The following is a 22,029-nucleotide window of genomic DNA, read 5'->3' as shown; positions in this document are numbered from 1 at the left end:
TTTCCTGCATTTCCCGCCTTTCCCGCTTTATCCACCCTTCACGCACGCGAGCGCCGGCCGTTGGCCGGCTCACCGGAGATTTCCAGATGGCTGCGCCCCTCTCCACCCCCTCCACTCCTTCCGCCGGCGAGCGCGCGCGCATGCCGGCGGCCCTGTACGCGCTGACCGCCGGATCGTTCGGTATCGGCTGCGCGGAATTCGTCATCATGGGCCTGCTGCTGCAGGTGTCTTCGGACCTCGGTGTCACCATCGCGGCGGCCGGCATGCTGGTTTCGGGCTACGCGCTGGGCGTGTTCGCCGGCGCGCCGGTGCTGACGCTGCTGACCCGGCGCATGCCGCGCAAGGCCGTGCTGATGGCGCTGATGATCCTCTACACCATCGGCAATGCGGCCTGCGCGCTGGCGCCCGACTACACCACGCTGATGATCGCGCGCGTGGTGACGTCGCTCACGCATGGCACGTTCTTCGGCGTGGGCGCTGTAGTGGCCACCGGCCTGGTGCCGGCCAACCGGCGCGCGTCGGCCATCTCGGTGATGTTCTCGGGCCTGACGCTGGCCACGCTGCTCGGCATGCCGGCCGGCGCCTGGCTGGGCCTGCACTTCGGCTGGCGCTCCACGTTCTGGGCCATGACCGCGATTGGCCTGGTGTCGCTGACGGTGATCGCCTTGCTGGTACGCACCAGCCGCGACGACGCCGCGCCCGTGCGCCTGGTCGACGAGCTGAAGACCATCGGCCGGCCGCAGGTGCTGCTGGGGCTGCTGATGACCGTGCTGCAGGCCCTGGGCACGTTTGCAGTCATCACCTACATCCAGCCGCTGCTGACGCGCGTCACCGGTTTTGCCGAAGGCGCGGTGTCGCCCATCCTGCTGCTGTTCGGCGGCGGCATGATCATCGGCAACATCATTGGCGGACGCGTGGCCGACCGCCGTCCCACCGGTGCACTGCTTGGCGCGCTGGTCATGCTGACGGTGGTGCTGGCCACCATGACCTTGTCGCTGCATAGCCCTGTGGCGGTGGTGGTTTTCGTCGGCGTGCTGGGCATCGCGGCCTTCTCCACGGTCTCGCCGCTGCAGCTTCGCGTGCTGCGCCATGCGCAGGGCGCGGGCCAGAACCTGGCGTCGAGCTTCAATATCGCGGCCTTCAACCTGGGCAATGGCCTGGGGGCCTGGCTGGGCGGCACCGTGGTGGATCACGGCCCGGGGCTTGCCGCCTTGCCCTGGGTGGCGGCCATCGCACCGCTGGCCGCATTGGGCATCGCATTGCTGGCCGTGCGCATGGAGCGCAGTGCGGCGAGCAGCGGCAATGCCTACCATCTCGATCCGGCTTGACAACCGTCAACGAGGCCTCGACCGAACTTCACGATCATGCCCGCACGATGCGGGTGTGCCCCGGTGGGTCGCGGTGATGGTTGGCCGCGACGCCGGTTTGTCTGGATGTGATTCTTCCGGATATGGGTTCGTCGCAATACATGGCGCCTGCGCATCGTCCCCGTGCTTACCCCAGCACTGATCCGACCGCCCACACGCTCATGTTCGACGCCATGATTGACGAATTCGGACTCTACAACCGCATCCAGGACGATTTCCCCCTCGATATCCGCCCCTACCAACGTGCCGGCGCGGCCTTCGATCTCTCCGAGCACGCGCTGCTGAGCCTGCTGGCCCGCGACGTGGGCAACGGCCGCATCAGCCGCATCGGCGCCGTCTTTGCTCCCAACACGATAGGGGCGAGCACCGTGGCCGCGCTGTCGATACCGTCGGCGCGCATGGACCGCGTGGTCGAACGCATCAACGGCGATCCCGATGTCAGCCAGAGCCATGCCCGCGACGGGCATCGCTACAACCTCTGGTTCGTGGCCGGCGCGCGCGACCGCGCCACGCTCGACGGCGTGCTGACACGCATCGCCGTCGACATCGGCCAGCGGCCCATCGACCTGCCGCTCGAGCGCGAATACCGGACCGACCTCGGCCTGCCGCTGGGCACCTCGCGCCAGGCCCGCCGGCCGTTGCCGCCGTCGTTACCAAGCGTGCCGGTGTGCCCCGCGTTCGACGAAGCGGACTGGCGCCTGGCCGCCGCGCTGGAGCCGGGACTGACGCTCACGCCGCAGCCCTATCACAACCTGGCGCGGCGCACGGGGCTGGCGTTGTCGGAGACGCTGGCACGACTGGCGAAATGGCGCAGCCTGGGCGTGATCCGCCGCTTCGGCGCCATCCTGCGGCATCGTCCGTTCGGCTATACCCACAACGTCATGTGCGTCTGGAACGTGCCCGATGCGCGGGTCGACGCCATCGGCATGCGACTGGCCCAGGTGCCGTTTGTCACCATGTGTTTCCGGCGCGCGCGGCGGCTGCCCACGTGGCAGTACAACCTGTTCGCGATGATCCACGCCCGCAGCGCCGGCGAACTGCATGCGGTGCTGCAGCGTTTTCACGCGGTGGGCGGATTGAACGATGCGCCGCACGCGGTGCTGCGCACGAGCCAGTGCTACAAGCAGCGTGGCACACGCTATGGCGGTGCCATGCCGGAGTTCTGACGCAGGAATCGACAGGCAGGGGTCAGGCGCCGCGCGGCTGCGGAAACAGCAGTGACAGCCGCTGCGCGAGCGACTCCAGCCATGCCGGGCGCGGCGCCGCATCGAGCCAGTACTTGACCTCGAGGCCGAGCGCCGTGTCGCCACGGATCGACAGCCGGCGCTGGAAGAACAGCGTATCGGTATCGGCATCGCCGCCGATCAATTGCAGGTAGCTCAGCGCGGCCGCACGCAGTGTCAGGTCGGTCTCGCGGCCATCGAACGGCCCCGGCAGGAAGCGGCCGTTGGCGCAGTGGAATCTCACCTCCAGCCCCATATCGTCAACCGTGAGCGAGAACGTGCGGCCATCGAGCGCGGCGGGCGGCTCCAGCCGGCCCGCGCGGCGCATGGCTTCCAGCCCCACCACCAGCGGCGCGGCGCGCAGGGGCGCGGGCATGTGCCGATGCACGCGCGTCATCAGAGACTGGAGCGTCGTCATGCCATGGCCTCCTGCGACATCCACTGGATGCCGGGCTTGCCGCTCCAGTAGCCATTGCTGGGCAGCGCCTGGGCCGGCATGAGCGGTGCCGGCGACGCCGGCACCTCGCCGTGACGCATCGCATCGAGATGGGCAATCACTTCGAGCGTGCCCGTGGCGTGCGGGCTGACGCGCAGGTATTCGATGCCGGCGTCGGCCATGCGCGGCGCCTGCTCGCACAGGTCCAGGCACGTGGCGGACTGCGTCTGGATACCGTTCAGCGTGAAGAACGCCTGGCCCTCGCCAGTGTTGGCGACCAGGCCGTCGGGATAGTCGATACAGCGGAATTCGCATGCGTCCTTGCGCAGCCGGTGATGCCGCGCCGTGAAGCAACGCGCCGAAAACGCCAGCGGCATGCGCCCCCAGACCATCGCTTCCAGCGCCAGCCCGGCGGGACGCGCCGCCGACAACGCAATCATCGTGGCGCCATCCATCTCCACCGGCACCGTGCAGCCGGTGGCGCCCAGGCTGTCCAGCCAGGCCAGCGTATCGGCGTGATAGACATTCAGATGCGGGCCGCCGATGAAGGGGCGCCCGCCCAGGCAATGCACGGCGCCCAGGTCGTTGGCTTCCACCAGGAAGTCTTCCTGCGCGCAAACCCGGCGCATCAGCGCGATATCGCTGTCGGATTCCACCAGTACCGGCGTGGACAGCACGACCTGCTTGCCGGCGTCGCGCAGCATCTGCGCCACTTCCAGCCAGTCGGCCAGCCGCATCTCGTGGCGCCGCGTGCAGACCACCTCGCCAAGGTACACACGTTCCACCGCCGTATCGGCGATCGACGCATAAAACTGCAGCAGCGTGGCGCGCGGCCAGTAGTACAGCAGGGGGCCGAGCGCGATGCCGAACGGCGCGGGATTCGATGGATGGGTCGTTGCCATATTGGGATGGGATCGTGAGACAAGTCGCGGCATGTGCCGGATCAGCGCCAGGGGCGGTCGTAGGCGCCCTGCGTCACCTGGTCGCCTTCGGCGTGGCGGCCCAGCGTGGCCTGCCAGTCCTGGCGCGGGACAAATCGCTTGGGGTCGCGGCAGGCGTCGTCGATGGCCGCGCGCAGCACGCCCACCACATCGGCCACGTAGCGCGGGCTGCGCTGGCGCCCTTCTATCTTGATGGCCGCGATGCCCAAATCCACCAGCGACGGCAGCAGCGACACCGCGTTGAGGCTGGTCGGCTCCTCCAGCACATAGCCGCGCTCGCCTTCCACCGTGAAGCGGCCCTTGCACAGCGTGGGATAGCCGGCCGGTTCGCCGGGCGCGTAGCTGTCGATCAGGATGCCCGACAGCCGCGCATGCATCGTGCCGCCCTGCTCGTCCCAGCGCACGGCATGGGCCGGCGAGCACACGCCCTTGTTGTTCGGCGAATCGCCGGTGGCATACGACGACAGCAGGCAGCGGCCTTCGGCCATCACGCACAGGCTGCCGAAGCCGAACACTTCCAGCTCCACATCGGTTTGCTTTGAAAGCTTGGCGATCTGCGGCACCGACAGCACGCGCGGCAGCACCACGCGCCGGATGCCGAACTGCTTGCGCATCAACTCGATGGCATCGGCATGCGTGGCGGAACCCTGTACCGACAGATGGATGCGCAGCGACGGGTGCCGCCTGGCGGCATAGGCGATCAGGCCCGCGTCGGCCATGATGACTGCGTCGGCGCCCAGCGCAGCCGCGGCATCGACGGCATGGTGCCAGCGCTCGACCTGGCCCATCTGGGCAAACGTGTTGATGGCGAAAAGCACCTCGGCGCCGCGCGCGTGGGCTTCGGCCACGCCGGTGCGGATATCGTCCTCGCTGAAGTTCAGGCCACCGAAATTGCGCGCGTTGGTGGCATCGCGCAGGCCCAGGTAGACGGCGTCGGCGCCGTGCTGCAGCGCCATGCGCAGGGCCGCGAGCGATCCGGCCGGCGCTACCAGTTGGGGGCGGCGCACGGGATGCGCCGTGGTTTGTGTCATCGCGTGATGATCCGGGAAGGGGAACCCCCGGATGCTAGCGATTCGACGAGAGTGGGCCTTTGACTTCGCGCAAACGACGCAGGGGCTCAGCGATCTCCCGCCACGCCCAGCCCGGTGGACGCCATTGCAGCCGGCGCCCCGAGCCGGGCCGACAGCCGGTCGGCCAGCGCGCGCACCTGCCGGCCGATACGCTCGCCGGTGGCCGCATCGATTTCGCTGGTCAGGTAGCTGACGGCGATGCCCCCCACCGCACGCGAGCGCTGCGCGTCGAACACCGGCGCGCCAAAGCAGGTCATGCCCTCGCGCATCTGGCCATGGTCGAGCGAATAACCGACGGCCCGCACCTGCTCCAGCTCGGCCGCCAGGGCGGCGGCTGTGGGCACGCTCGCGCGGGTCAGCGCCGGCGGCAGGCCATCGTCGAACAACCGCTTCACGTCGGCGGATGGCAGCGTGCTGAGCATGGCCTTGCCGGTGGCCGTGTACGGCGCGGGCAGGCGCATGCCGATGCGGAACGTCACCCCCAGCGGGCGGTCGCCGTTCTGGCAGGCCAGGTACACCACCTCGGTGCCCTCCAGCATCGACAGCGTGACCGTGGCGTCGTGAAACGCGTCGGTCTCTTCCCACAGCGCGCGAAATTCCTCGGTGATCTGCGTCTGGGACAGGAAGGCGTTGGCCCAGGTCATCACGTGCGGCCCCATTGCCATCGCGCCGCTGGGCAACCGCTTGATCAGTTGCAACTGGACCAGCGTGTCGCACATGCCGTGCAGCGAGCTCTTCGGCGCGCCGGTCAGCCGCGTCAGGTCAGCCAGCGTCAACGGATCGGCGGCGGCCGCGATGGCATCGAGCACCTGCACGGCCCGCACCACGGCCGGAGACGTGGGCCGGCTCCCTGCGCCGGGTTCGGCGGCGCCTTCGGTGTTGGCGGAGAGATAGGCGGATCTGGGCATAAGCGGATTCCAAGGGGCAAGCGCGGAACATCGAACGGCCTCTGGCAGTCTTCCCGCCATGGGGGTATGATCTGTCCATCGTTCGACATACGGAATATAGTTCAATCTATTGAACGAAGGCAAGTACCCGTTTGACACGCGGTGCTGCCCTGTTCCGTCACAACCGGGGAAATTCGCCATGCAACTCAAGGATGCTTCGCTGTTTCGGCAACTGGCCTATGTGAACGGCCAATGGGTGGGAGCCGACTCCGGCGCCACATTCGACGTCAACGACCCCGCCACGGGCGAGATCATTGCGAAAGTGGCTGACCTGGGCGCCGCCGAAACCGAACGTGCCGTCGCCGCCGCCGAAGTCGCCCAGAAGAGCTGGGCTGCCCTGACCGGCAAGGCCCGCGCCGGCATCCTGCGCCGCTGGTTCGACCTGATGGTGGCCAACACCGACGACCTGGCCTACCTGATGACGCGCGAGCAAGGCAAGCCGCTGGCCGAGGCCAAGGGCGAGATCGCCTATGCGGCCAGCTTCATCGAATGGTTCGCCGAGGAAGCCAAGCGCGTGGATGGCGAAGTCCTGGCCAGCCCGGCCGCCGACAAGCGCCTGGTCACGCTGCGCCAGCCCGTGGGCGTCTGCGCCGCCATCACCCCCTGGAATTTCCCGGCCGCGATGATCACGCGCAAGGCGGCCCCGGCGCTGGCCGCCGGTTGCGCCATCGTCATCAAGCCCGCTGAACTGACGCCGCTGTCCGCTTTCGCGCTGGCTGAACTGGCCCATCGCGCGGGCGTGCCGGCTGGCGTACTGCAGGTAGTAACCGGCGATGCCAGGACGATTGGCGCCGTGCTGACGTCCAGCCCCATCGTGCGCAAGCTGTCGTTCACCGGATCGACCGAAGTGGGCCGCATCCTGATGGCCCAGTCGGCGCCTACCGTCAAGCGCCTGTCGCTGGAGCTGGGCGGCAATGCGCCGTTCATTGTATTCGACGACGCCGACGTGGATGCCGCCGTGGAAGGCGCTATCGCCGCCAAGTACCGCAACGGCGGCCAGACCTGCGTCTGCGCCAACCGCTTCTACATTCAGGACGGTATCTACGACGCCTTCGCAGCCAAGTTTGCCGAGCGCACCAGCCAGTTGCGCGTGGGCAATGGCCTGGAAGACGGCGTGGTGATCGGCCCGCTGATCGAGGATGCCGCCATCGACAAGGTGACCTCGCTGATGGACGACGCCACGTCCAAGGGCGCGCGCGTGCTGACCGGCGGCGGCAAGCACAAGCTGGGCGGCACGTTCTACACGCCCACCGTGCTGGCCGGTGCAACGGCCGAGATGCGCGTGGCGCGCGAGGAAATCTTCGGCCCGGTAGCGCCGCTGTTCCGCTTCAAGACCGATGAGGAAGCCGTGGCCGCCGCCAACGACACCGAATTCGGCCTGGCCGCCTACCTCTACACGCGCGACATCGCACGTGCCTGGCGCACGGGCGAGGCCCTGGAATACGGCATGGTGGGCCTGAACACGGGGCTGATCTCGAACGAGGTGGCGCCGTTTGGCGGCATCAAGCAATCGGGTGTCGGCCGTGAAGGCTCGCGCCATGGCATCGAGGAATACCTCGAGATCAAGTATCTTTGCCTGCAGATGTAAGGCACGGCGCGCGCCGCAGACAGATTGACCGACAGGACATCGAATCCGGAGACATCATGACCCCATTCCGCTTCCAGACCGTGCCCACGGTCATCGTCGAATCCGGCGCCGCGCGCCGGCTGGGCGCCCTGCTGCGCGAGGCCTATCCGCAGGCCCGCCGGCTGTGCGTGGTGACCGATGGTTTCCTGGCCAAGAGCGGGCTGCTGGCCCCGGCGCTGGATGACCTTGGCAAGCATGGCTGGCAGGTCACCGTCATCGACGACGTGGTGGCCGACCCGCCCGAGCACATCGTGCTGGAGGCCACCGAGCGCGCGCGCCAGGCCGATGCCGAAGTGGTGCTGGGCCTGGGTGGCGGGTCGTCGATGGACGTGGCCAAGCTGATCGCCGTGCTGCTGCCAGCCACGCAGTCCATCAAGGACATGTATGGCGTGAAGAAGGTCACTGGCACGCGCCTGCCGCTGGTGCAGATGCCGACCACTGCCGGCACGGGCTCCGAGGTCACGGCGGTGTCGATCGTCACCACCGGCGAGACCACCAAGATGGGCGTGGTGGCGCCGCAGCTGCTGGCCGACCTGGCCATCCTCGATGCCGATCTCACGCTGGGCCTGCCGCGCGCCGCCACGGCCGCCACCGGCATCGACGCGATGGTGCATGCCATCGAGGCGTACACGAGCGCCCACCTGAAGAATCCGATCTCGGACATGCTGGCCGTGCGCGCGCTGCAACTGCTGTCGCAGAACCTGATGCGCGCGTGCGACAACGGCAACGACCGCCCGGCGCGCGAGGCCATGCTGCTGGGCGCGATGTTCGCGGGCCAGGCGTTCGCCAACTCGCCGGTGGCGGCCGTGCACGCGCTGGCGTATCCGATCGGCGGCATCTTCCACGTGGCGCATGGCCTGTCGAACGCGCTGGTGCTGCCGCATGTGATGAAGTTCAACGCGCCGTCGGCGTGCAAGCTCTACGCCGAGCTGTGCGACGTGGTGCTGCCCGGCACGACCGGCAGCGACGAGACCAAGACCGCCGCGCTGATCGCGCATATCGAGGGCCTGATCGTGGCCACCGGCATTCCGCGCACATTGCGCGAAGTGGGCGTGACCGAAGCAGACCTCGACCGCATGGCCGACGACGCGATGCTGCAGACGCGCCTGCTCGTCAACAATCCGCGCGAAGTGACGCGCAGCGACGCGTTTGCGATCTACCGCGCGGCGCTGCAGTAACGCTGTAGTAGAAAAATCGTCTCTGAAGTCGACTTATTCCTACACCGATTTCAGCCCCTGACTGCCTCAGTGCGGAGTGGTGCTGTCCTACCCTGAAAGTACCGGGACAGCCGCGCGGCGGAATGCATATCCGCCGCGTCGCAACACCACAACAAAGGAGCGCACCATGGCAATCGGTACCATTCTTCTGATCATTCTCGTCCTGCTGCTGGTTGGCGCACTGCCAACGTGGCCGTACAGCTCAGGGTGGGGCTACGGACCGAGCGGCGGCTTGGGGCTGATCGTCGTCATCGTTGTGCTGCTGGTTGTATTGGGCCGCATCTAGGGCCCTGATTCACCCCATTGCAGGAGATCGACATGCCAGCGAAGTCCAAGGCACAGCAGATGGCGGCGGGCGCCGCGTTGTCAGCAAAGCGTGGCGAGCGCAAATCCAGTTCGCTCAAGGGCGCCTCGAAGTCGATGGCCAAGTCGATGAGCGAAGCCGAACTCAAGAAGATGGCCAGCACCAGGCAGAAGGGAAAGCCCGCGCACAAGTCGAAGAGTTAGACCGCCGCCGGCACTGCCCTCATCCCGATCCCCTCTTGCGCCACGTGCGCAAGAGGGGATCGGTGTTTTCAGCAAGGCGCTCAGGCCTCCGCGTCGCAGCGCCCCACGAATCCAGGCAGCTTTCTGGCCTTGCCACTGCGCGCGAGCGGGATAGCCACGGTCATCGCGCGCGCAAAGCCGGCGATGCTCTGCATGTCTTCCGCCACGTGCCGGCGAAAGAACGCCGCCCACTGGAAGTCGCCGTAGGCATTGCCCGGCTTGCGGTAGGCGCCCGCATTGCGCGTGAATGCCGCCAGGCTGCGATACGGATCGTCGCGCATGCCCATCACCGTCGACGGCAGGTCCTTGGCCGTCAGGTGCTTGCCATGCTCGTCGTACGGATGCAGGTGTCCCAGCGCACGCATGCGCTTCCAGAACTTGCCGGGTGGCAAGTCACTGAGATCGTCGACGATAGCCACCGGCGCCTCGTGCCAGCCCAGTTCCAGCCACGCACGCGCCCAGTGATGATGATCGGCGATATACAGCGCGCCACCGGGCCCGGCAATGGTCTGGATGCGATGCTCGTTCAAAAAGCGCTGGAGCGCCGCCGGGCTGCGCTCCCGGCCCGATACATCCATCTTCTCGTGCACCTGGTACAGGCCCAGCGTGATTTGCGTCGGACGCAGCGTATCGAGTTCCGCTTTGGTATGTGTGGCTTTTGTGGCCATCCTCGCTCCGCTCGGCGTGCTCAGCTGTTGTTGGTGACCTGGCGGTCGACGTAATGCTCCAGTTCGCTGCCGGGGTCTTCGTTGCCGGTGGTGTCCTCCGCCACGGCTTCCTGCGCGACGGGAGCCGCATGGGCGGGGCGCGACCCGGCATCGCCTTCCTTGCCGCTGCCGGGAATCGGCCAGCACTCCCCGCCTTCCGCATCGACCAGCGCAGGCACATGCCGGGGATCGAAGTCAGCCCACTGGCCCCCTTCCCACTTGCCCTTGGCTTCCTCGCAATCGCTGGCGCCGCCGTCGCGCAGTACGTCGAGCACCTCGTCGCGGCGCTCGCCCTTGGCACGCGCGGCCAGCAGCACGCCCGGCGGGCGCGCGCCGCCGGGGTCCACTGACATGATCGACACATCCCACACGGAGAATCCGCGGTCATAGAGTTTCTGGGCCGCTTGCTCGGCCTCTGGAATGGACGCGAAGCGCCCCGCAACAATCGAAGACATGATCGTTCTCCCTGTATTCAGGCGTTGACCACCTCGCCCCCATTGATATGGAGGACCTGTCCGGTGATATAGCTCGCGGCATCCGAGGCCAGGAACACATAGCCGGATGCCACCTCGAACGGCTGGCCGGGACGCTCCATTGGCGTCTTCTTGCCAAACTCCGCCACTTCCTCGGCGGTGAAGGTCGACGGGATCAGCGGCGTCCAGATCGGCCCCGGCGCTACCCCGTTCACGCGGATGCCACGCTTCACCACCTGCAGCGCCAGCGAGCGCGTGAACGCGACGATGGCGCCCTTGGTGGCAGAGTAGTCCAGCAAATGGGCGCTGCCACGGTACGCGGTCACCGACGTCGTATTCAGGATGGAAGCGCCCTGCCCCAGGTGCGGCAGCGCCGCGCGCGTGACGTGGAACATCGCGAACACGTTGGTCCGGAACGTGCGCTCCAGTTGCTCGGCGCTGACGTCCTCGAGCGATGCCTGCGGATGCTGCTCCGCCGCATTGTTGACCACCACGTCCAGGCGCCCCAGCTGCTTCACGGTGTCGTCGACGATGCGCGTCGCATGCGCCACGTCGGCGATGTCGCCTGGCATCGCCAGCGCCCGCTGCCCGGCCGCGACGACCAGCCGCTCGGTTTCCCGGGCGTCTTCGTGCTCGTCCAGGTAGGCAAATGCGACGTCGGCGCCTTCCCGTGCGAACGCCACGGCAATCGCACGGCCAATGCCGCTGTCGCCGCCCGTCACCAGCGCCACCTTGCCGCGCAGCCGGCCGCTGCCGACGTAGTCGTCGGCGCCGCTGTCGGGGCGCGGCACCATGTCGTTCTCCAGGCCCGGCTGGCGGTCCTGGTGCTGTTGGGGAAGCTTGCTGGGCGTGGACATGAGCGGATTCCCGATGCGATTCGTCAATAAGACGGGCCGCGCAAATTCCGTGCCGCGCGTCGCGGACGCTACCGCGCCACGCCAGCGGGTATCGCGGCATCGGTCATGCGTAACGCTTACAAACCGCTGGCAAGGATTCCTGCCGCCACACCGGTGCGCCTTGCTGCAGATGTCGCCATAAGGCACAAACCTTGCTGCTAGGGTGCCAGTTCCAGTTGCGGAGAGCCTGACCCATGAGCAAGCGCGCGCCCAGACGAATCGGCAAGGATGCGGGACTGATGGTTCGTATCGACGAGTTGTTGCCCACGCAGATGACGGTGGGCGCGTTCCACGTCGCGCAGAAGATGCATGTGACACGCCGGCTGGACCACGCCGACCTGCCGGGCTTTCTCGACCAGCACCGCGTGCACGTGGTCATCGGCCCCGCGCATGCGCTCTATATCGCCGACCACCACCACTGGGTGCGCGCGTGGCAGGAGATGGGGATCGAGATGGTGCCCGCGCTGGTACGCGAGGATCTGAGCCATCTGTCGAAGCGGGATTTCTGGAAGAAGATGGACGAAGAGAACATGGTCCATCCGTACGACGAGCACGGCCAGCGCCGGCCCGTGCGCGAGCTGCCGACCAACGTGCACGACATGCGCGACGATCCTTACCGCAGCCTCGAGGCGTTCGTGCAACTGTCCGGTGGGTACGAGAAGGTGGACACCGCTTATTCGGACTTTCGCTGGGCGGATTTTTTCCGCAAGCACATCGACGGTCCGCTGGACACCCACCACACGTTTGCGGCGGCACTGGCGCGCGGCTGCAAGCTCGCCAGGAGTGCCAAGGCGCGGGACCTGCCAGGCTACCTTGGGCCCTGCAAGCCCGCGCGCAAGCGCAAGAGCCAAAGCAAGACCAAAAGCAAGAAGAAATAGCTAGGCCCCAGCGCCCCGGCGCGCGTCCGCGCGTGCCTTGTCGCGCGCCAGCGTCAGCACGCAGCACAGCAGCAGGTAGGCACGCTTGAATTCCACGGCGGCCTCGCGCTGGTTGCCGCCGCGTGCGTGCCGGAATCCCGCATCGAGACGTGCCTCGATGCCGCGCTCCACATCCGGCTGCGTGTACAGCGAACGGGTGCGGTTCTGCCACAGCGCCATGGTGGCCGTATGCCGCGTTTCCAAAGCGGCGGCCGACAGCGGCTCGTCCGACTTGCACAATTCCAGCCGCATCTCGCACAGCGCCTGCATCAACACCCGGGCCTGCCGCAGGTCGTGCCCGCGCGGCGCGCGCGCCTTGGCGCCTTTGCCGTGCAGCGCCTTCGCGGCCAGTCTGGCGGGCGAGACGAGCCGGGCGATCGTGGTCGCCGCGGCAACGGAGTGGGAGAGCGTTTCAGCAGCGGGAAACGCAGGTTGCGTTTCCAGAAGGCAGGTTGCCGGGCTGCTGCTGTCAGCCTGAAGGCAACCGATGACTGCATGTTCCACCGTGGGCCTCGATTATCTGCATGTTCTGCTTGTTGTTCGTACCCGGATACGATGCAAATGCCGTGCCGGTGATGGCAGTCGTCGTCAAGCGGCCCGACGTGGCGACTGGGCGGCCATCGCGGTACTTTCCAGCAGGGCCAGCAGGCGCGCTTCGTCGGTACGCAGGCGCACCCCTGCACGCGGTGCCGGTAAAGCGTGCAATGCGTCGGCCATGAACGCGGCCAGCACTTCGGGATGCACATAGCACTTGCGGCAGACGGCCACCGTATTGCGCAGCCGCTGCGCCACGCTGCGGATGACTTCGACCACCGCCTTCTTGCGCGCGGTCTCGGAGTCCGCGGACGTCTTGCGCAGCAGCGCCAGCGCATGCACGCTGCCGGCCCAGGTGCGGAAGTCCTTGGCCGTGAACTCGCCGCCGGTGATTTCCTGCAGGTAGGCGTTGACGTCCGAAGAGCCGATCTCCCGGATCTCGCCATCGCTGTCCTTGTACTTGAACAAACGCTGGCCAGACAGCTCGGCGCAGTTGCGCACCACGCGCGCCAGCCGCGCATCGTTGACCGATACGTCGTGCGTGACGCCGCTCTTGCCCGTGAACTGGAAGCGCAGCCGGCTGCCGCGCACGGCCACATGCTTGCGCTTCAGCGTGGTCAGTCCATACGTGCGGTTCTCTTCGGCATAGCGCGGCGTGCCCACGCGTACCAGCGTGGCATCGAGCAGCAGCACCACGGCCGCCAGCACCTTCTCGCGCGGCATGCCGTTGCGTGCGAGATCGCGCTTGACGCGGCCGCGCAAGCGCGGCAACGCGGTGCCGAACGCCATCAGCCGCGCGTACTTGTCGGCGTCGCGCAGGGCGGCCCATTCGGGGTGATAGAGGTATTGCTTGCGCCCGCGCGCATCGCGTCCGGTGGCCTGCAGGTGCCCGTTCGGGTCGTCGCAGATCCAGACCGATTCGTAGGCGGGTGGAATGGCCAGCGCGTTGATGCGTGCCAGCGTGGCGTCATCCACACGGCGGCCGTCGGGACCGACATAGGTAAAGCCCTTTCCGGCACGTCGCCTGGTGATGGCCGGCTCGCTGTCGTCCACGTGATGCAGCCCGGCCTTGCGCAACGCGGCGTCAAGGGCTGGGGTGTCGGGTTCGGCGGTGAGCGTCGGTGTCATGTGCATGCGGGTACGCATGAGCCATGCCATCCCGACCGCCAGCAAAATCCGACCGCTTTTGCATTTCTTACCTGCCCCGACAGCTTTCCGGAGCAACGGTTGCAAACCATGCAATGCGGGGCATCGCCTCCGTAACTACGCCCCCCTTGAGTGCCCTACCCGCCCGCGCGGGCGGCGCGTGGCTGCGCGGCGATAACCTGCGGATCGTTCTCGTCGTCATCGCCGGCCAGCACCGCCACGCGCGCGTGGTCTTCGCCCTGCAGTTCCGGTTCCAGCCCGTCATCGTGATGCGGCGCCTTGGGCGCGGAAGACGGCTTGGAGGGCCGAGCCGGCACCGCCGGACCCGTGCGGGCCTCGGTCACCATCTCGCGCAACCATCCGAGCAGCAGTTTGGTGTAGGCGCGCTGGCTGTCCTCGTTGGTCAGCCCGTGATCGGCGCCCTTGAGCACGCGATAGGTGATCGAACTGGCCTGGATGCACGCGTCGACGTAGCTCAGCACCGCCGTGTGCGGCACGATGTTGTCGTGCTGCGACTCCACCACCAGCACGTCGCCCTTGAAATTCGTGCAGGCACGGAGTGCGCGGTTGGTATCGGCGGCCACCACCTTGCGCCGGTAGGCCACCAGGTCCTGGTCGCGATGCAACTGGCGCTTGGGCGATTCCCAGCCTTCGTCCATGTACAGCGCGGGCGCGCGGAACGCGAGCCAGCGTACCGGCCGCAGTTCGCACAGCACGGCGGCCAGGTAGCCGCCGTAGCTGCTGCCCACCACCGCGATGGCATTGCGGTCCACCTCGGGATGCCGCACCAGCATGTCGTACGCCGCCAGCACGTCGGCCAGGTTGCGCATGCGGCTGACGGTCTCGTACTGCGCCGACGTGCCGGCGTGACCGGTCAGGTCGAACGTCATGCAGACCGCGCCCAGGCCCGCCACCTCGCGGGCGCGGGCCAGGTACTGCTGCTGGCTGCCGCCCCAGCCGTGCACGAACAGCACGCCGGGCAGCTTGGTGGCGGGCGAGATCACGGTGCCCGCGATCATGCCCCCTTCGGTATGGATCTGAATCGATTCTTCATGTGTGGCCATCGGATACGGACTCCAGTCTCGCGTATTTGGTCAGTGCGCCTACACTGCGGTCTTCTCCCTGGAAATAGACGTCCGCATCTTCCGGTACGGTTGCGCCCTTGCCATATATCTCGCGCGTGCTGGCCGTGGCGCGCACGCATTGCGGATCGTTGCGAAACGCGGCCAGCGCCGCGAGTTCGGCACCAGTCGCGCCGCCCACGCGCCACGATTGCTCCAGCACCCCCAGGCGCGGCTGGCCGTTGTCAGTGCCGAACGCCACGTCGTAGTTGCAGCGCGACACCATCACGCCCGGAAAGCACGCTTCTGCTGCCGCGTGGTACGCCACTGCCGCGCGTACCGCGTCGCGCAGGTGCGTCTCGATCGGATGCGCCAGCAGATCGTCCAGCGTCCCGCGCACCACGCGCAGCGTTGAACCGCCATATACCTGCTGGCCCATATTGTCCGGCGTCAGGTCCTGCGTGCCGCAATAGCTCGCGCGCAGATCGCCGATCTCGATCTGCCCGACGCTGAACGTGCGCACGTCGTCAAGATTGCGCTCCAGCACCACGCCCTCCTCGCGCACGCGCGTCGCGTCAAGCTCGCCCAGCACGCGGTCCAGTTCGGCCTCGTTCGACACCACATGCTGCCCCAGGCCGCCGATGCCGCAGGGCTCCTTCACGCGGACCTTGCCCGCGCGCAGCATCTCCACGCCCGCGCGGCGGGCGTCGTCCATCGAGAATGCCGTATAGCCCGGCAGCACATGGTCGCGCACGCGCGCCGCAAAATCCTCGTGCCATCCTTCCGGTGCCGTGGCGTCGGGCGCCACCAGACCGTGCGAAATCGCCTTGGTGCCGATGAACGCATGCGGCACCACGCCGCCAAGCAGGTCCTGCAAACCCTGTATGCCAAGCTGCCGGGCCATGTCCAGCCCGACCAGCGTCTGGGCCGGTACAAAGTAGAAGCGGTCATCCGTGGCGTCGGCCGGCTGCTGCCGCGCGGCGTCGTAGGTGCCGGCAAACGCGAAGCCGGCCAACGCGGCCACGCGCTCCGCAATGCCGCGCAGCGAGGCGCCCTGGTGGCTGGCCGGGTCATCGCAGTCGGCGCGGCCATACGCCACCACGCGTACTTTCCGCTGCTCCGGGGCGGGCGTCGGGGCGGGATCCACCGCGACAGATCGGGTTACTGCCTTGCTTGCTGCATCGGGAGTCGCTGGACTGGCCAAGGAAGGCTCCTCTGCGGCGGTGCCGCGTTGTGTTGCGTGTATCTCTACCTCAGCCGACAGATGATGCGGGCGCTCACGCCACGGTCACCGGTTCGCCACGTGTCTGCCGTTTGCGCCGCGTGGCCGCCTTGCTCTCGTGATTCTGGCGCGCCTCATCGATCGAGTGGCTGCATTTCACGTCGCCCTCCTCGTCGGCCAGTTTGGCCAGCTGACGATAGAACGCCACCAGCGCGCGCAATTCTTCCTCGTCCAGGTCCTCGATGGCCACCAGGTGGTTGCTGGCCTCGCGGTGCGACGCCAGCAACTCGTTAAGCTTCAGGTGCACGGCAATCGAGTCCTTGTTCTGGCTCTGCTGGATCAGGAACACCATCAGGAATGTAACGATCGTCGTGCCGGTGTTGATCACGAGCTGCCACGTCTCGGAGTACCCGAACAGCGGACCGCTGATGGCCCACGCGGCCACCACGAAGACGGCCAGCGCGAATGCAAGCGGCGACCCGGCCTGGCGGGTCGCGGCACCCGCGAAGTGGTCGAACAGGTGCAAGAGGCGGCGATGCGCGGGCTGAGACATGAATCGCTCCCGGAATAAGCAGGACTGTCTACATTGTAGGGAGCGCCCTCTTGCAGTTTCAGTCGGTGGCGTCCTACAAGGATGTCATCCGGCACCGTGACATGTCGTTTTTACAAGCAACGATCCGGAACCGGGCGGCGCCGGTGGGCATGGCGATTGCGTCTCACCGGATTCCGGGCGCGGGCAGCATGCCGCGCGTCATTCACTCAACGCACAAGGACCGCCATGACGGAAACGGAAAGCCAGGCCCCCCGCCGCACCAGCCCCGACGACGAGGACGAAATGATGCGCGAGCGCGTGGGTACCTGTATCGCGGAATTCTGCGGCGGCGACATGCCCGACGGCGTCGCCGTGCACGTGGTGGACCGGCGCGTGACGATCACGGGCCTGGTCGACGACATCGACATCGCACAGCGTATCGAAAAGGCCGCCTCCACGCCTCCCGGCATCCTGGGCGTCTCCAACCAGCTCACCACGCGCGTGCCGCCCCCGGTCGAACCTCCGGGCCAGCCGCAATCCAGCGGCATGCACGCCGACCCCGCCAGCAAGCCGCCGGGCCAGGTGAACCACAAGGTGTGAGTGCGTAAGACGAAACACCCCCGCTTCCAGTGCGGAAGCGGGGATGCGCATGCTTCAGGCCAGAGGGTCAGACCCCTCGCCGATTACGACCACGGGTCGTAGCGGTCCTTTTCCCAGTACGGCGAGATGCCGTAGTACTCGTGGATGCTGGTGGCCCATTCCGAATTGGCCATGGTCGGCCAATGCTCCTTGTCAAAGCCCGGCGCGGCCTTGATGCGTTCCTTTTCCACGCCCAGCACGAAGCATTTGCGGCGCGTGTCCAGCGTCAGCGCTGACCACGGCAGCGCATGCAGCTTCTCGCCAATGCCAAGAAAGCCGCCCATCGCCATCACCACGTAGGCAATCCGGCCGCCCAGCACGTCGAGCATGATGTGGTCGATGGTGCCGATCTCCTCGCCGGACGGGTCCACCACCTTGTTGCCTTCGAGCGTATCGGACGCCATCACGAACGGCCCGCATCCCGCAGCCGTGGTCTGGTCGACATCACCAATGATCGATGCGCCGCGCGGCGGGGTGCCGGCCGGCGGTACTTGCGGGTCCAGGGGCTTCATGTGTCAATCCTCCAGCGTGAAAAATCGAACAGCGGGCGGCAAGCATCAATTCAATCAAGAAGGACTTGCCGCATCCATCGAATACATCATCGGTCAAACCGGTCCGTTGACGCGACCCGCCGGCACCGGTGCCGCCAGCGGATCGAAATCTTCCCAGTGCCCATCGTGCCACTGACCTTCGGCCCGTTCCACGTCTTGCGCGCCACCTCGCCGCAACTCGCCGGCCACGAGCGACGTGTTGTCCTCGCTGACATGTGCAGCCAGCAAGACCCCGGCATGTCGAACCGGCCCGGCGCTGCGATCGGTCTTGGCCAGCGCACCCATCAGCGATCCGACATAGGCGCCAACGCCCGTGGCAATCGCCATCGCCAGCACCAGCACCCATGGCTGCACCGCCTCCGGCGCAAACCAGGCGCGCGTGGCGGCTGCCAGGCAGGCACCGATGCCAAAGCCGACCACGGCACCGATCAGGATGCCGCGCCCGGCGCCCGGGCCGGCACGGCGCGCAGCCGGATCCACGGCCTCGTCGCCGCCAATCGGATAGGTGCCGTGCTGTCCCGGTGGATTCACATAGAACATGGTCAGATCGTCCTGCCTGACGCCCTGGGCCATCAAACGCGATGCGGTGGTCTCGGCCCGGGCAAACGTATCGAATCGTCCTGCGATGATCGTAGACATCCTGAGGCTCCGTTCAAGGCATGTTGCAGTGCAAAGGTGGGCGAGCCCCCATATGACGCGACATGAACGCCACATGGGCGGCTTTCTCATGGCCTTCTGGTCAGCGCTTTTTCTGGTCGCGGTCGCTGGCGCCAGTGCGATGCGCGGCGGGCTTTTCGCCGGCCGGCTGGTGTTCGCTGCCCTTCTTGAGCTTCCAGTCCACATCGTCGCGGCCGGTGGCGGTCTGGCGCTCGGCGTGCTCCGCCGCGCCCGGAGTAATCGGATCACTGGCCGGGAACGTCATGTCCAGCGATTCGTCCACCGCGGCCTGGTAGGTCTTGCTGGCCTTGTCCGACTTGGCCTTGCTGGTCTTGTCCGAGGCTTGGGTCGACGGCTTGGTTGACGGCTTGGCCGAAGGCTTCTGGGTTCCCTTCGAAGCGTGGGCATGTGCCATGGCATCTCTCCTGTTCGGTATCGAATTCGGTACCCTGCACGCGGGGTTCCGTCAGCGGGGTTCCGTCTAGTTTCAATGCAAGCGGCGGGCCAGCGCGGCCTGGCTGGGAAAAACCGGGGAAAAGCCGGGAAAAAGCGCGGGGATAGCGGAGAAAAAGAAGGGAAACCGGCACGGCATGGCGCTGCAAATTGTGCGCCATGCGGTAAAAACTGCTCAGGCGAGACGGGCGACGGTAACGCGCGGAAAGCGCACCGCGATGCAGGTGGTGACCTGATCGTTCTGGCCGCATTCCTCGTTCTCGGCGCTCAGCACGGCGCCCTGGAGTTCGACCATGCGCCGCGTGAGCAGCAGCGCCGTGCTTTGACGCGGCGAGTGCGTGCTGCCGACGGGCACGCGGCGGCCGAAGAAGTCGCTGAGCGTGGCCAGGCGCGACGCACCGCGCCCGCGCTCCACGGGCGGACTCTCGGTGATGCGGAACTTGACGAAATCGCGCTCCGCGCTCACATGCACGCGCACCGATCCACCCGACGCAGCGCGCCAGATGCAATGCACCAGCAGGTGCCGCAGCAGCGGGGCGATGCGCAGCGAATCGCCGGGCACCTCGTATCCGCCGCCATCGTCGTTATTGCATTCCAGCGAGGCCAGGATAACGCCGCGCGCCTCGGCGGCGGGCCGCTTGTCGTCGATGGCCAGCCCGGCCACCTTGCTCAGGTCGGTGGCTTCCCATGCCGACGCACGCTCGTCGGCCAGCAGGTGAACGCCCTCCTCCATCTCCTCGATCAGCGCCAGTTGCTGCTGCATGCCCGAGCGCATGCCGTCGAGCGCGCGTTGCGCCGGCGCCGCCAGCGAATCGATGGAACGGTCCAGCACGTAGCTCCAGCTCTGGATGGCGTTGAGCGACGACCTCAGGTCATGGGCGGCCTGTTCGATCAGCGCGGTAACTTCGCTGATGCCGATCACGGCCGATGACGTTGTATCGTCGGCGGCGCTATCCGCCGGGGCGGGCGCGTCGGCTGCTGAAGGGGGCATGCGCGGGTCGTCAGACATGGTCAGCCATTGGGTCTGCAATCAATTCGGGAACCGTCATAGGAACCCACCACGCAAGAACCGTGCGCTCGGACCTTCCACCGCTCACGCACGCGGCGTTGACTACGCTTTGCACCGCCAGCCTTCGGGCCGGGTGCGCCTTTCATGCGGCCGGCGGCGGGCTGGCGTCGCTGCTGCGCGATGCGCGCAGCCACTCCGGCAACTCGCCCTTGGCGGCGTAGTCTTCCAGCCGGTTGTACAAAGTCTTCAAACTGATACCCAGAATTTCCGCTGCGTGCTTTTTCACGCCCGCGCACTGTTCAAGGGTGGCAAAAATCAATTGGCGGTCGGCCTCGGCCAGCGACATGCCCACCGGCACCGACACCACGGCCGTGCCCGCATTGGGCGCCGCGGCCACCTGCAGCGGGATCTGGACCTCGGTGATCACGTCCTGGTCAGCCATGATGAACGCGCGCTGCACAAAGTTGCGCAGTTCGCGCACGTTGCCGGGCCATGAATGGATGCGCAGGCTTTCCAGCACGGCCGCCGCGAACCGGCGCTGCGTGCCCTGCTCGCCGTTCAACTGCTCCAGCATCGTGTTGGCGATCTGCACCACGTCCTCGCCACGCGCACGCAGCGGCGGCAGTTCGATCGGGAACACATTGAGCCGGTGGTACAGGTCGGCGCGCAGCTTGCCTTCGGCCACCGCTTCCTCGGGGTTGCGGTTGGTGGCGGCCAGCACGCGCACATCGGCGTGCGTTTCGCGATTGGTACCCACACGCATGAAACTGCCGGTTTCCAGCACGCGCAGCAGCTTGACCTGCAGTTCCAGCGGCATCTCGGTGATTTCGTCGAGGAACAGCGTGCCGCCGTCGGCGCGTTCGAAATAGCCCTTGTGCTGACGGTCGGCGCCCGTGAAGCTGCCGCGCTCGTGGCCGAACATCTCGGTTTCGATCAGCGTGGGCGAGATGGCGCCGCAGTTCACGGCCAGGAACGGCTGGCGGCGGCGCGCCGACAGCTCATGCACGGTCTGCGCGGCCAGTTCCTTGCCCGTACCGCTTTCGCCGATCAGCAGCACGGTGGCCTCGGTGGGGCCCACCTTGCTCAACTGGTCGTACACCACCTGCATGGCCTCGGAGCTGCCCAGCAGGCGCCCGAAACGGCCGTAGCGGCGCAGCTCGCCGCGCAGCGAATGCACCTCGGCGCGCAGTTCGCTGGTGGTGGCAATGCGCTTGAGCACCGTTTGCAGCCGCGTGACGTTGATCGGCTTGACCAGGTAGTCGGTGGCGCCCAGCCGCAGGGCCTCGACGGCCGATTCCACGCTGGCGTAGCCGGTGGTCAGTATCACTTCCACGCCGGCGGAGCCCACTTCGTCAAACAGCTCCATGCCGTTGCCGTCGGGCAGGCGCAGGTCCGCCAGGATGGCGTCGGGCATCTGCCAGCCGATCTGCAGACGGGCCTCGCGCACGCTGCCGGCCGTGGCGGAAGAAAAACCTTCGATCGCAACAATCTCCGCCAGCGCCGCGCAGGCGTTTTCGTCGTCGTCAACGATCAGGATATGTGGCATAGGAAAGTCGAGGTAGCGTCGTCTGACCGGCGTCTGGTTGTCATGGTCCCGTGCGGGCGGATATCTGGATTGTCACGGCGCACGCGGACAGCACGCGCCTGAGGATAGGCTGAAGTGTAGCGAGCGGGCCTTGCGCATTATGCCGGTGTCCGTCTGACACGCCTGTGGGACCTTGCCGCGACAGCGTTTCAGGCGGTAGCCACCCGGCGTGCGAACAGATAGCATGATAGGCATCTTCCACCAAACCGACGCGCCTGCGCGCTTTGTCCGCCCCCGCAACACCGGGCTGGACCGTCAGGCCCCCTCCGCCCC

25 protein-coding genes are annotated in these 22,029 nt (G+C 67.1%); 8 read left to right on the top strand and 17 right to left on the bottom strand.

Annotated features, from left to right (window positions below; translation table 11 throughout):
- The first annotated feature begins 86 nt into the window (after positions 1-86).
- Together MFF62_RS11965 and ahbB are read left to right on the top strand one after the other, a co-directional pair.
- Positions 87-1,328, top strand: a complete 1,242-nt coding sequence (locus tag MFF62_RS11965; protein ID WP_238263335.1) for an MFS transporter — start codon at positions 87-89, stop codon at positions 1,326-1,328.
- Between the two features lie 212 nt (positions 1,329-1,540).
- Complete coding sequence (ahbB, locus tag MFF62_RS11960; protein ID WP_238263334.1) at positions 1,541-2,533, top strand: siroheme decarboxylase subunit beta; 993 nt, start codon at positions 1,541-1,543, stop codon at positions 2,531-2,533.
- 22 nt (positions 2,534-2,555) lie between these two features.
- Here ahbB and ubiT read toward each other — a convergent pair whose 3' ends face one another.
- The 4 genes from ubiT to MFF62_RS11940 all read right to left on the bottom strand — a co-directional run bounded on the left by ubiT (position 2,556) and on the right by MFF62_RS11940 (position 5,945).
- The gene (ubiT, locus tag MFF62_RS11955; RefSeq protein WP_238263333.1) at positions 2,556-3,008 is read right to left on the bottom strand and encodes a ubiquinone anaerobic biosynthesis accessory factor UbiT; all 453 of its coding nucleotides are present in this window, start codon (positions 3,006-3,008) and stop codon (positions 2,556-2,558) included.
- Positions 3,005-3,928 (bottom strand): U32 family peptidase, encoded by a 924-nt coding sequence (locus MFF62_RS11950; protein ID WP_238263332.1) that lies wholly within the window; start codon positions 3,926-3,928, stop codon positions 3,005-3,007. Before MFF62_RS11950 ends, ubiT begins: the two co-directional genes overlap by 4 nt.
- 41 nt (positions 3,929-3,969) lie before the next feature.
- Positions 3,970-4,998, bottom strand: a complete 1,029-nt coding sequence (ubiU, locus tag MFF62_RS11945; protein ID WP_238263331.1) for a ubiquinone anaerobic biosynthesis protein UbiU — start codon at positions 4,996-4,998, stop codon at positions 3,970-3,972.
- 86 nt (positions 4,999-5,084) lie between these two features.
- The gene (locus MFF62_RS11940; RefSeq protein ID WP_238263330.1) at positions 5,085-5,945 is read right to left on the bottom strand and encodes an IclR family transcriptional regulator; all 861 of its coding nucleotides are present in this window, start codon (positions 5,943-5,945) and stop codon (positions 5,085-5,087) included.
- Between the two features lie 178 nt (positions 5,946-6,123).
- Here MFF62_RS11940 and MFF62_RS11935 point away from each other — a divergent pair, with 178 nt between their 5' ends.
- The 4 genes from MFF62_RS11935 to MFF62_RS11920 all read left to right on the top strand — a co-directional run bounded on the left by MFF62_RS11935 (position 6,124) and on the right by MFF62_RS11920 (position 9,335).
- A complete protein-coding gene (locus MFF62_RS11935; protein WP_238263329.1) occupies positions 6,124-7,572 on the top strand; it encodes an NAD-dependent succinate-semialdehyde dehydrogenase in 1,449 nt (482 codons plus the stop codon).
- Between the two features lie 56 nt (positions 7,573-7,628).
- Positions 7,629-8,789 (top strand): iron-containing alcohol dehydrogenase, encoded by a 1,161-nt coding sequence (locus tag MFF62_RS11930; protein WP_238263328.1) that lies wholly within the window; start codon positions 7,629-7,631, stop codon positions 8,787-8,789.
- A 166-nt stretch (positions 8,790-8,955) separates the two neighbouring features.
- Positions 8,956-9,114 (top strand): DUF3309 family protein, encoded by a 159-nt coding sequence (locus MFF62_RS11925; protein WP_238263327.1) that lies wholly within the window; start codon positions 8,956-8,958, stop codon positions 9,112-9,114.
- Positions 9,115-9,146: 32 nt separating this feature from the next.
- A complete protein-coding gene (locus MFF62_RS11920) occupies positions 9,147-9,335 on the top strand; it encodes a DUF3008 family protein (RefSeq protein ID WP_238263326.1) in 189 nt (62 codons plus the stop codon).
- A gap of 80 nt (positions 9,336-9,415) precedes the next feature.
- Here the strand turns inward: MFF62_RS11920 and MFF62_RS11915 are convergent, their stop codons facing one another.
- The 3 genes from MFF62_RS11915 to MFF62_RS11905 are packed head-to-tail and all read right to left on the bottom strand — an operon-like array spanning position 9,416 to position 11,411.
- Positions 9,416-10,042 (bottom strand): ParB/Srx family N-terminal domain-containing protein, encoded by a 627-nt coding sequence (locus MFF62_RS11915; protein WP_238263325.1) that lies wholly within the window; start codon positions 10,040-10,042, stop codon positions 9,416-9,418.
- A gap of 20 nt (positions 10,043-10,062) precedes the next feature.
- Entirely contained in the window at positions 10,063-10,536 is a 474-nt protein-coding gene (locus MFF62_RS11910) for a hypothetical protein (protein WP_238263324.1), read from the bottom strand.
- Between the two features lie 17 nt (positions 10,537-10,553).
- Complete coding sequence (locus MFF62_RS11905; RefSeq protein ID WP_238263323.1) at positions 10,554-11,411, bottom strand: SDR family oxidoreductase; 858 nt, start codon at positions 11,409-11,411, stop codon at positions 10,554-10,556.
- Positions 11,412-11,644: 233 nt separating this feature from the next.
- Between MFF62_RS11905 and MFF62_RS11900 the strand changes: the two genes are divergently transcribed.
- Entirely contained in the window at positions 11,645-12,328 is a 684-nt protein-coding gene (locus MFF62_RS11900; protein ID WP_238263322.1) for a ParB-like protein, read from the top strand.
- On the opposite strand, the gene MFF62_RS11895 is transcribed toward MFF62_RS11900, so the two are convergent.
- The 5 genes from MFF62_RS11895 to MFF62_RS11875 form a co-directional block, all read right to left on the bottom strand.
- Positions 12,329-12,871, bottom strand: a complete 543-nt coding sequence (locus MFF62_RS11895) for a hypothetical protein (protein WP_238263321.1) — start codon at positions 12,869-12,871, stop codon at positions 12,329-12,331.
- An 84-nt stretch (positions 12,872-12,955) separates the two neighbouring features.
- Positions 12,956-14,047 (bottom strand): DNA topoisomerase IB, encoded by a 1,092-nt coding sequence (locus MFF62_RS11890; RefSeq protein WP_238263320.1) that lies wholly within the window; start codon positions 14,045-14,047, stop codon positions 12,956-12,958.
- Positions 14,048-14,184: 137 nt separating this feature from the next.
- A complete protein-coding gene (locus tag MFF62_RS11885; protein ID WP_238263319.1) occupies positions 14,185-15,111 on the bottom strand; it encodes an alpha/beta hydrolase family protein in 927 nt (308 codons plus the stop codon).
- Positions 15,098-16,255, bottom strand: a complete 1,158-nt coding sequence (locus MFF62_RS11880; protein ID WP_238263318.1) for a DUF3182 family protein — start codon at positions 16,253-16,255, stop codon at positions 15,098-15,100. The genes MFF62_RS11885 and MFF62_RS11880 overlap by 14 nt, the downstream gene beginning before the upstream one ends.
- 130 nt (positions 16,256-16,385) lie before the next feature.
- Complete coding sequence (locus tag MFF62_RS11875) at positions 16,386-16,883, bottom strand: low affinity iron permease family protein (protein ID WP_238263317.1); 498 nt, start codon at positions 16,881-16,883, stop codon at positions 16,386-16,388.
- A 225-nt stretch (positions 16,884-17,108) separates the two neighbouring features.
- Here MFF62_RS11875 and MFF62_RS11870 point away from each other — a divergent pair, with 225 nt between their 5' ends.
- Entirely contained in the window at positions 17,109-17,462 is a 354-nt protein-coding gene (locus MFF62_RS11870; protein ID WP_238263316.1) for a BON domain-containing protein, read from the top strand.
- 83 nt (positions 17,463-17,545) lie between these two features.
- Here the strand turns inward: MFF62_RS11870 and MFF62_RS11865 are convergent, their stop codons facing one another.
- From MFF62_RS11865 to MFF62_RS11845, 5 genes are all read right to left on the bottom strand, one after another.
- Positions 17,546-18,013 carry a PRC-barrel domain-containing protein gene (locus MFF62_RS11865; protein WP_238263315.1) on the bottom strand — a complete coding sequence of 156 codons (468 nt, stop codon included), beginning with the start codon at positions 18,011-18,013 and terminating at the stop codon, positions 17,546-17,548.
- A 93-nt stretch (positions 18,014-18,106) separates the two neighbouring features.
- Positions 18,107-18,691: a hypothetical protein gene (locus MFF62_RS11860; RefSeq protein WP_238263314.1), complete on the bottom strand. Its 585-nt coding sequence runs from the start codon at positions 18,689-18,691 to the stop codon at positions 18,107-18,109.
- A 100-nt stretch (positions 18,692-18,791) separates the two neighbouring features.
- Positions 18,792-19,124, bottom strand: coding sequence for a hypothetical protein (locus MFF62_RS11855; protein WP_238263313.1), 333 nt, complete (start codon positions 19,122-19,124; stop codon positions 18,792-18,794).
- Between the two features lie 213 nt (positions 19,125-19,337).
- Positions 19,338-20,153, bottom strand: coding sequence for a sensor histidine kinase (locus MFF62_RS11850; RefSeq protein WP_238263312.1), 816 nt, complete (start codon positions 20,151-20,153; stop codon positions 19,338-19,340).
- A 160-nt stretch (positions 20,154-20,313) separates the two neighbouring features.
- A complete protein-coding gene (locus tag MFF62_RS11845; RefSeq protein ID WP_238263311.1) occupies positions 20,314-21,717 on the bottom strand; it encodes a sigma-54-dependent transcriptional regulator in 1,404 nt (467 codons plus the stop codon).
- Positions 21,718-22,029: the final 312 nt, after the last annotated feature.

Origin of the sequence: Cupriavidus pauculus (assembly GCF_022179805.1) — a bacterium.
Taxonomy (GTDB): Bacteria; Pseudomonadota; Gammaproteobacteria; order Burkholderiales; family Burkholderiaceae; genus Cupriavidus; species Cupriavidus pauculus_E.
The sequence above is the reverse complement of the archived record's forward strand: the minus strand, read 5'-3'. Positions and strand labels throughout refer to the sequence as shown.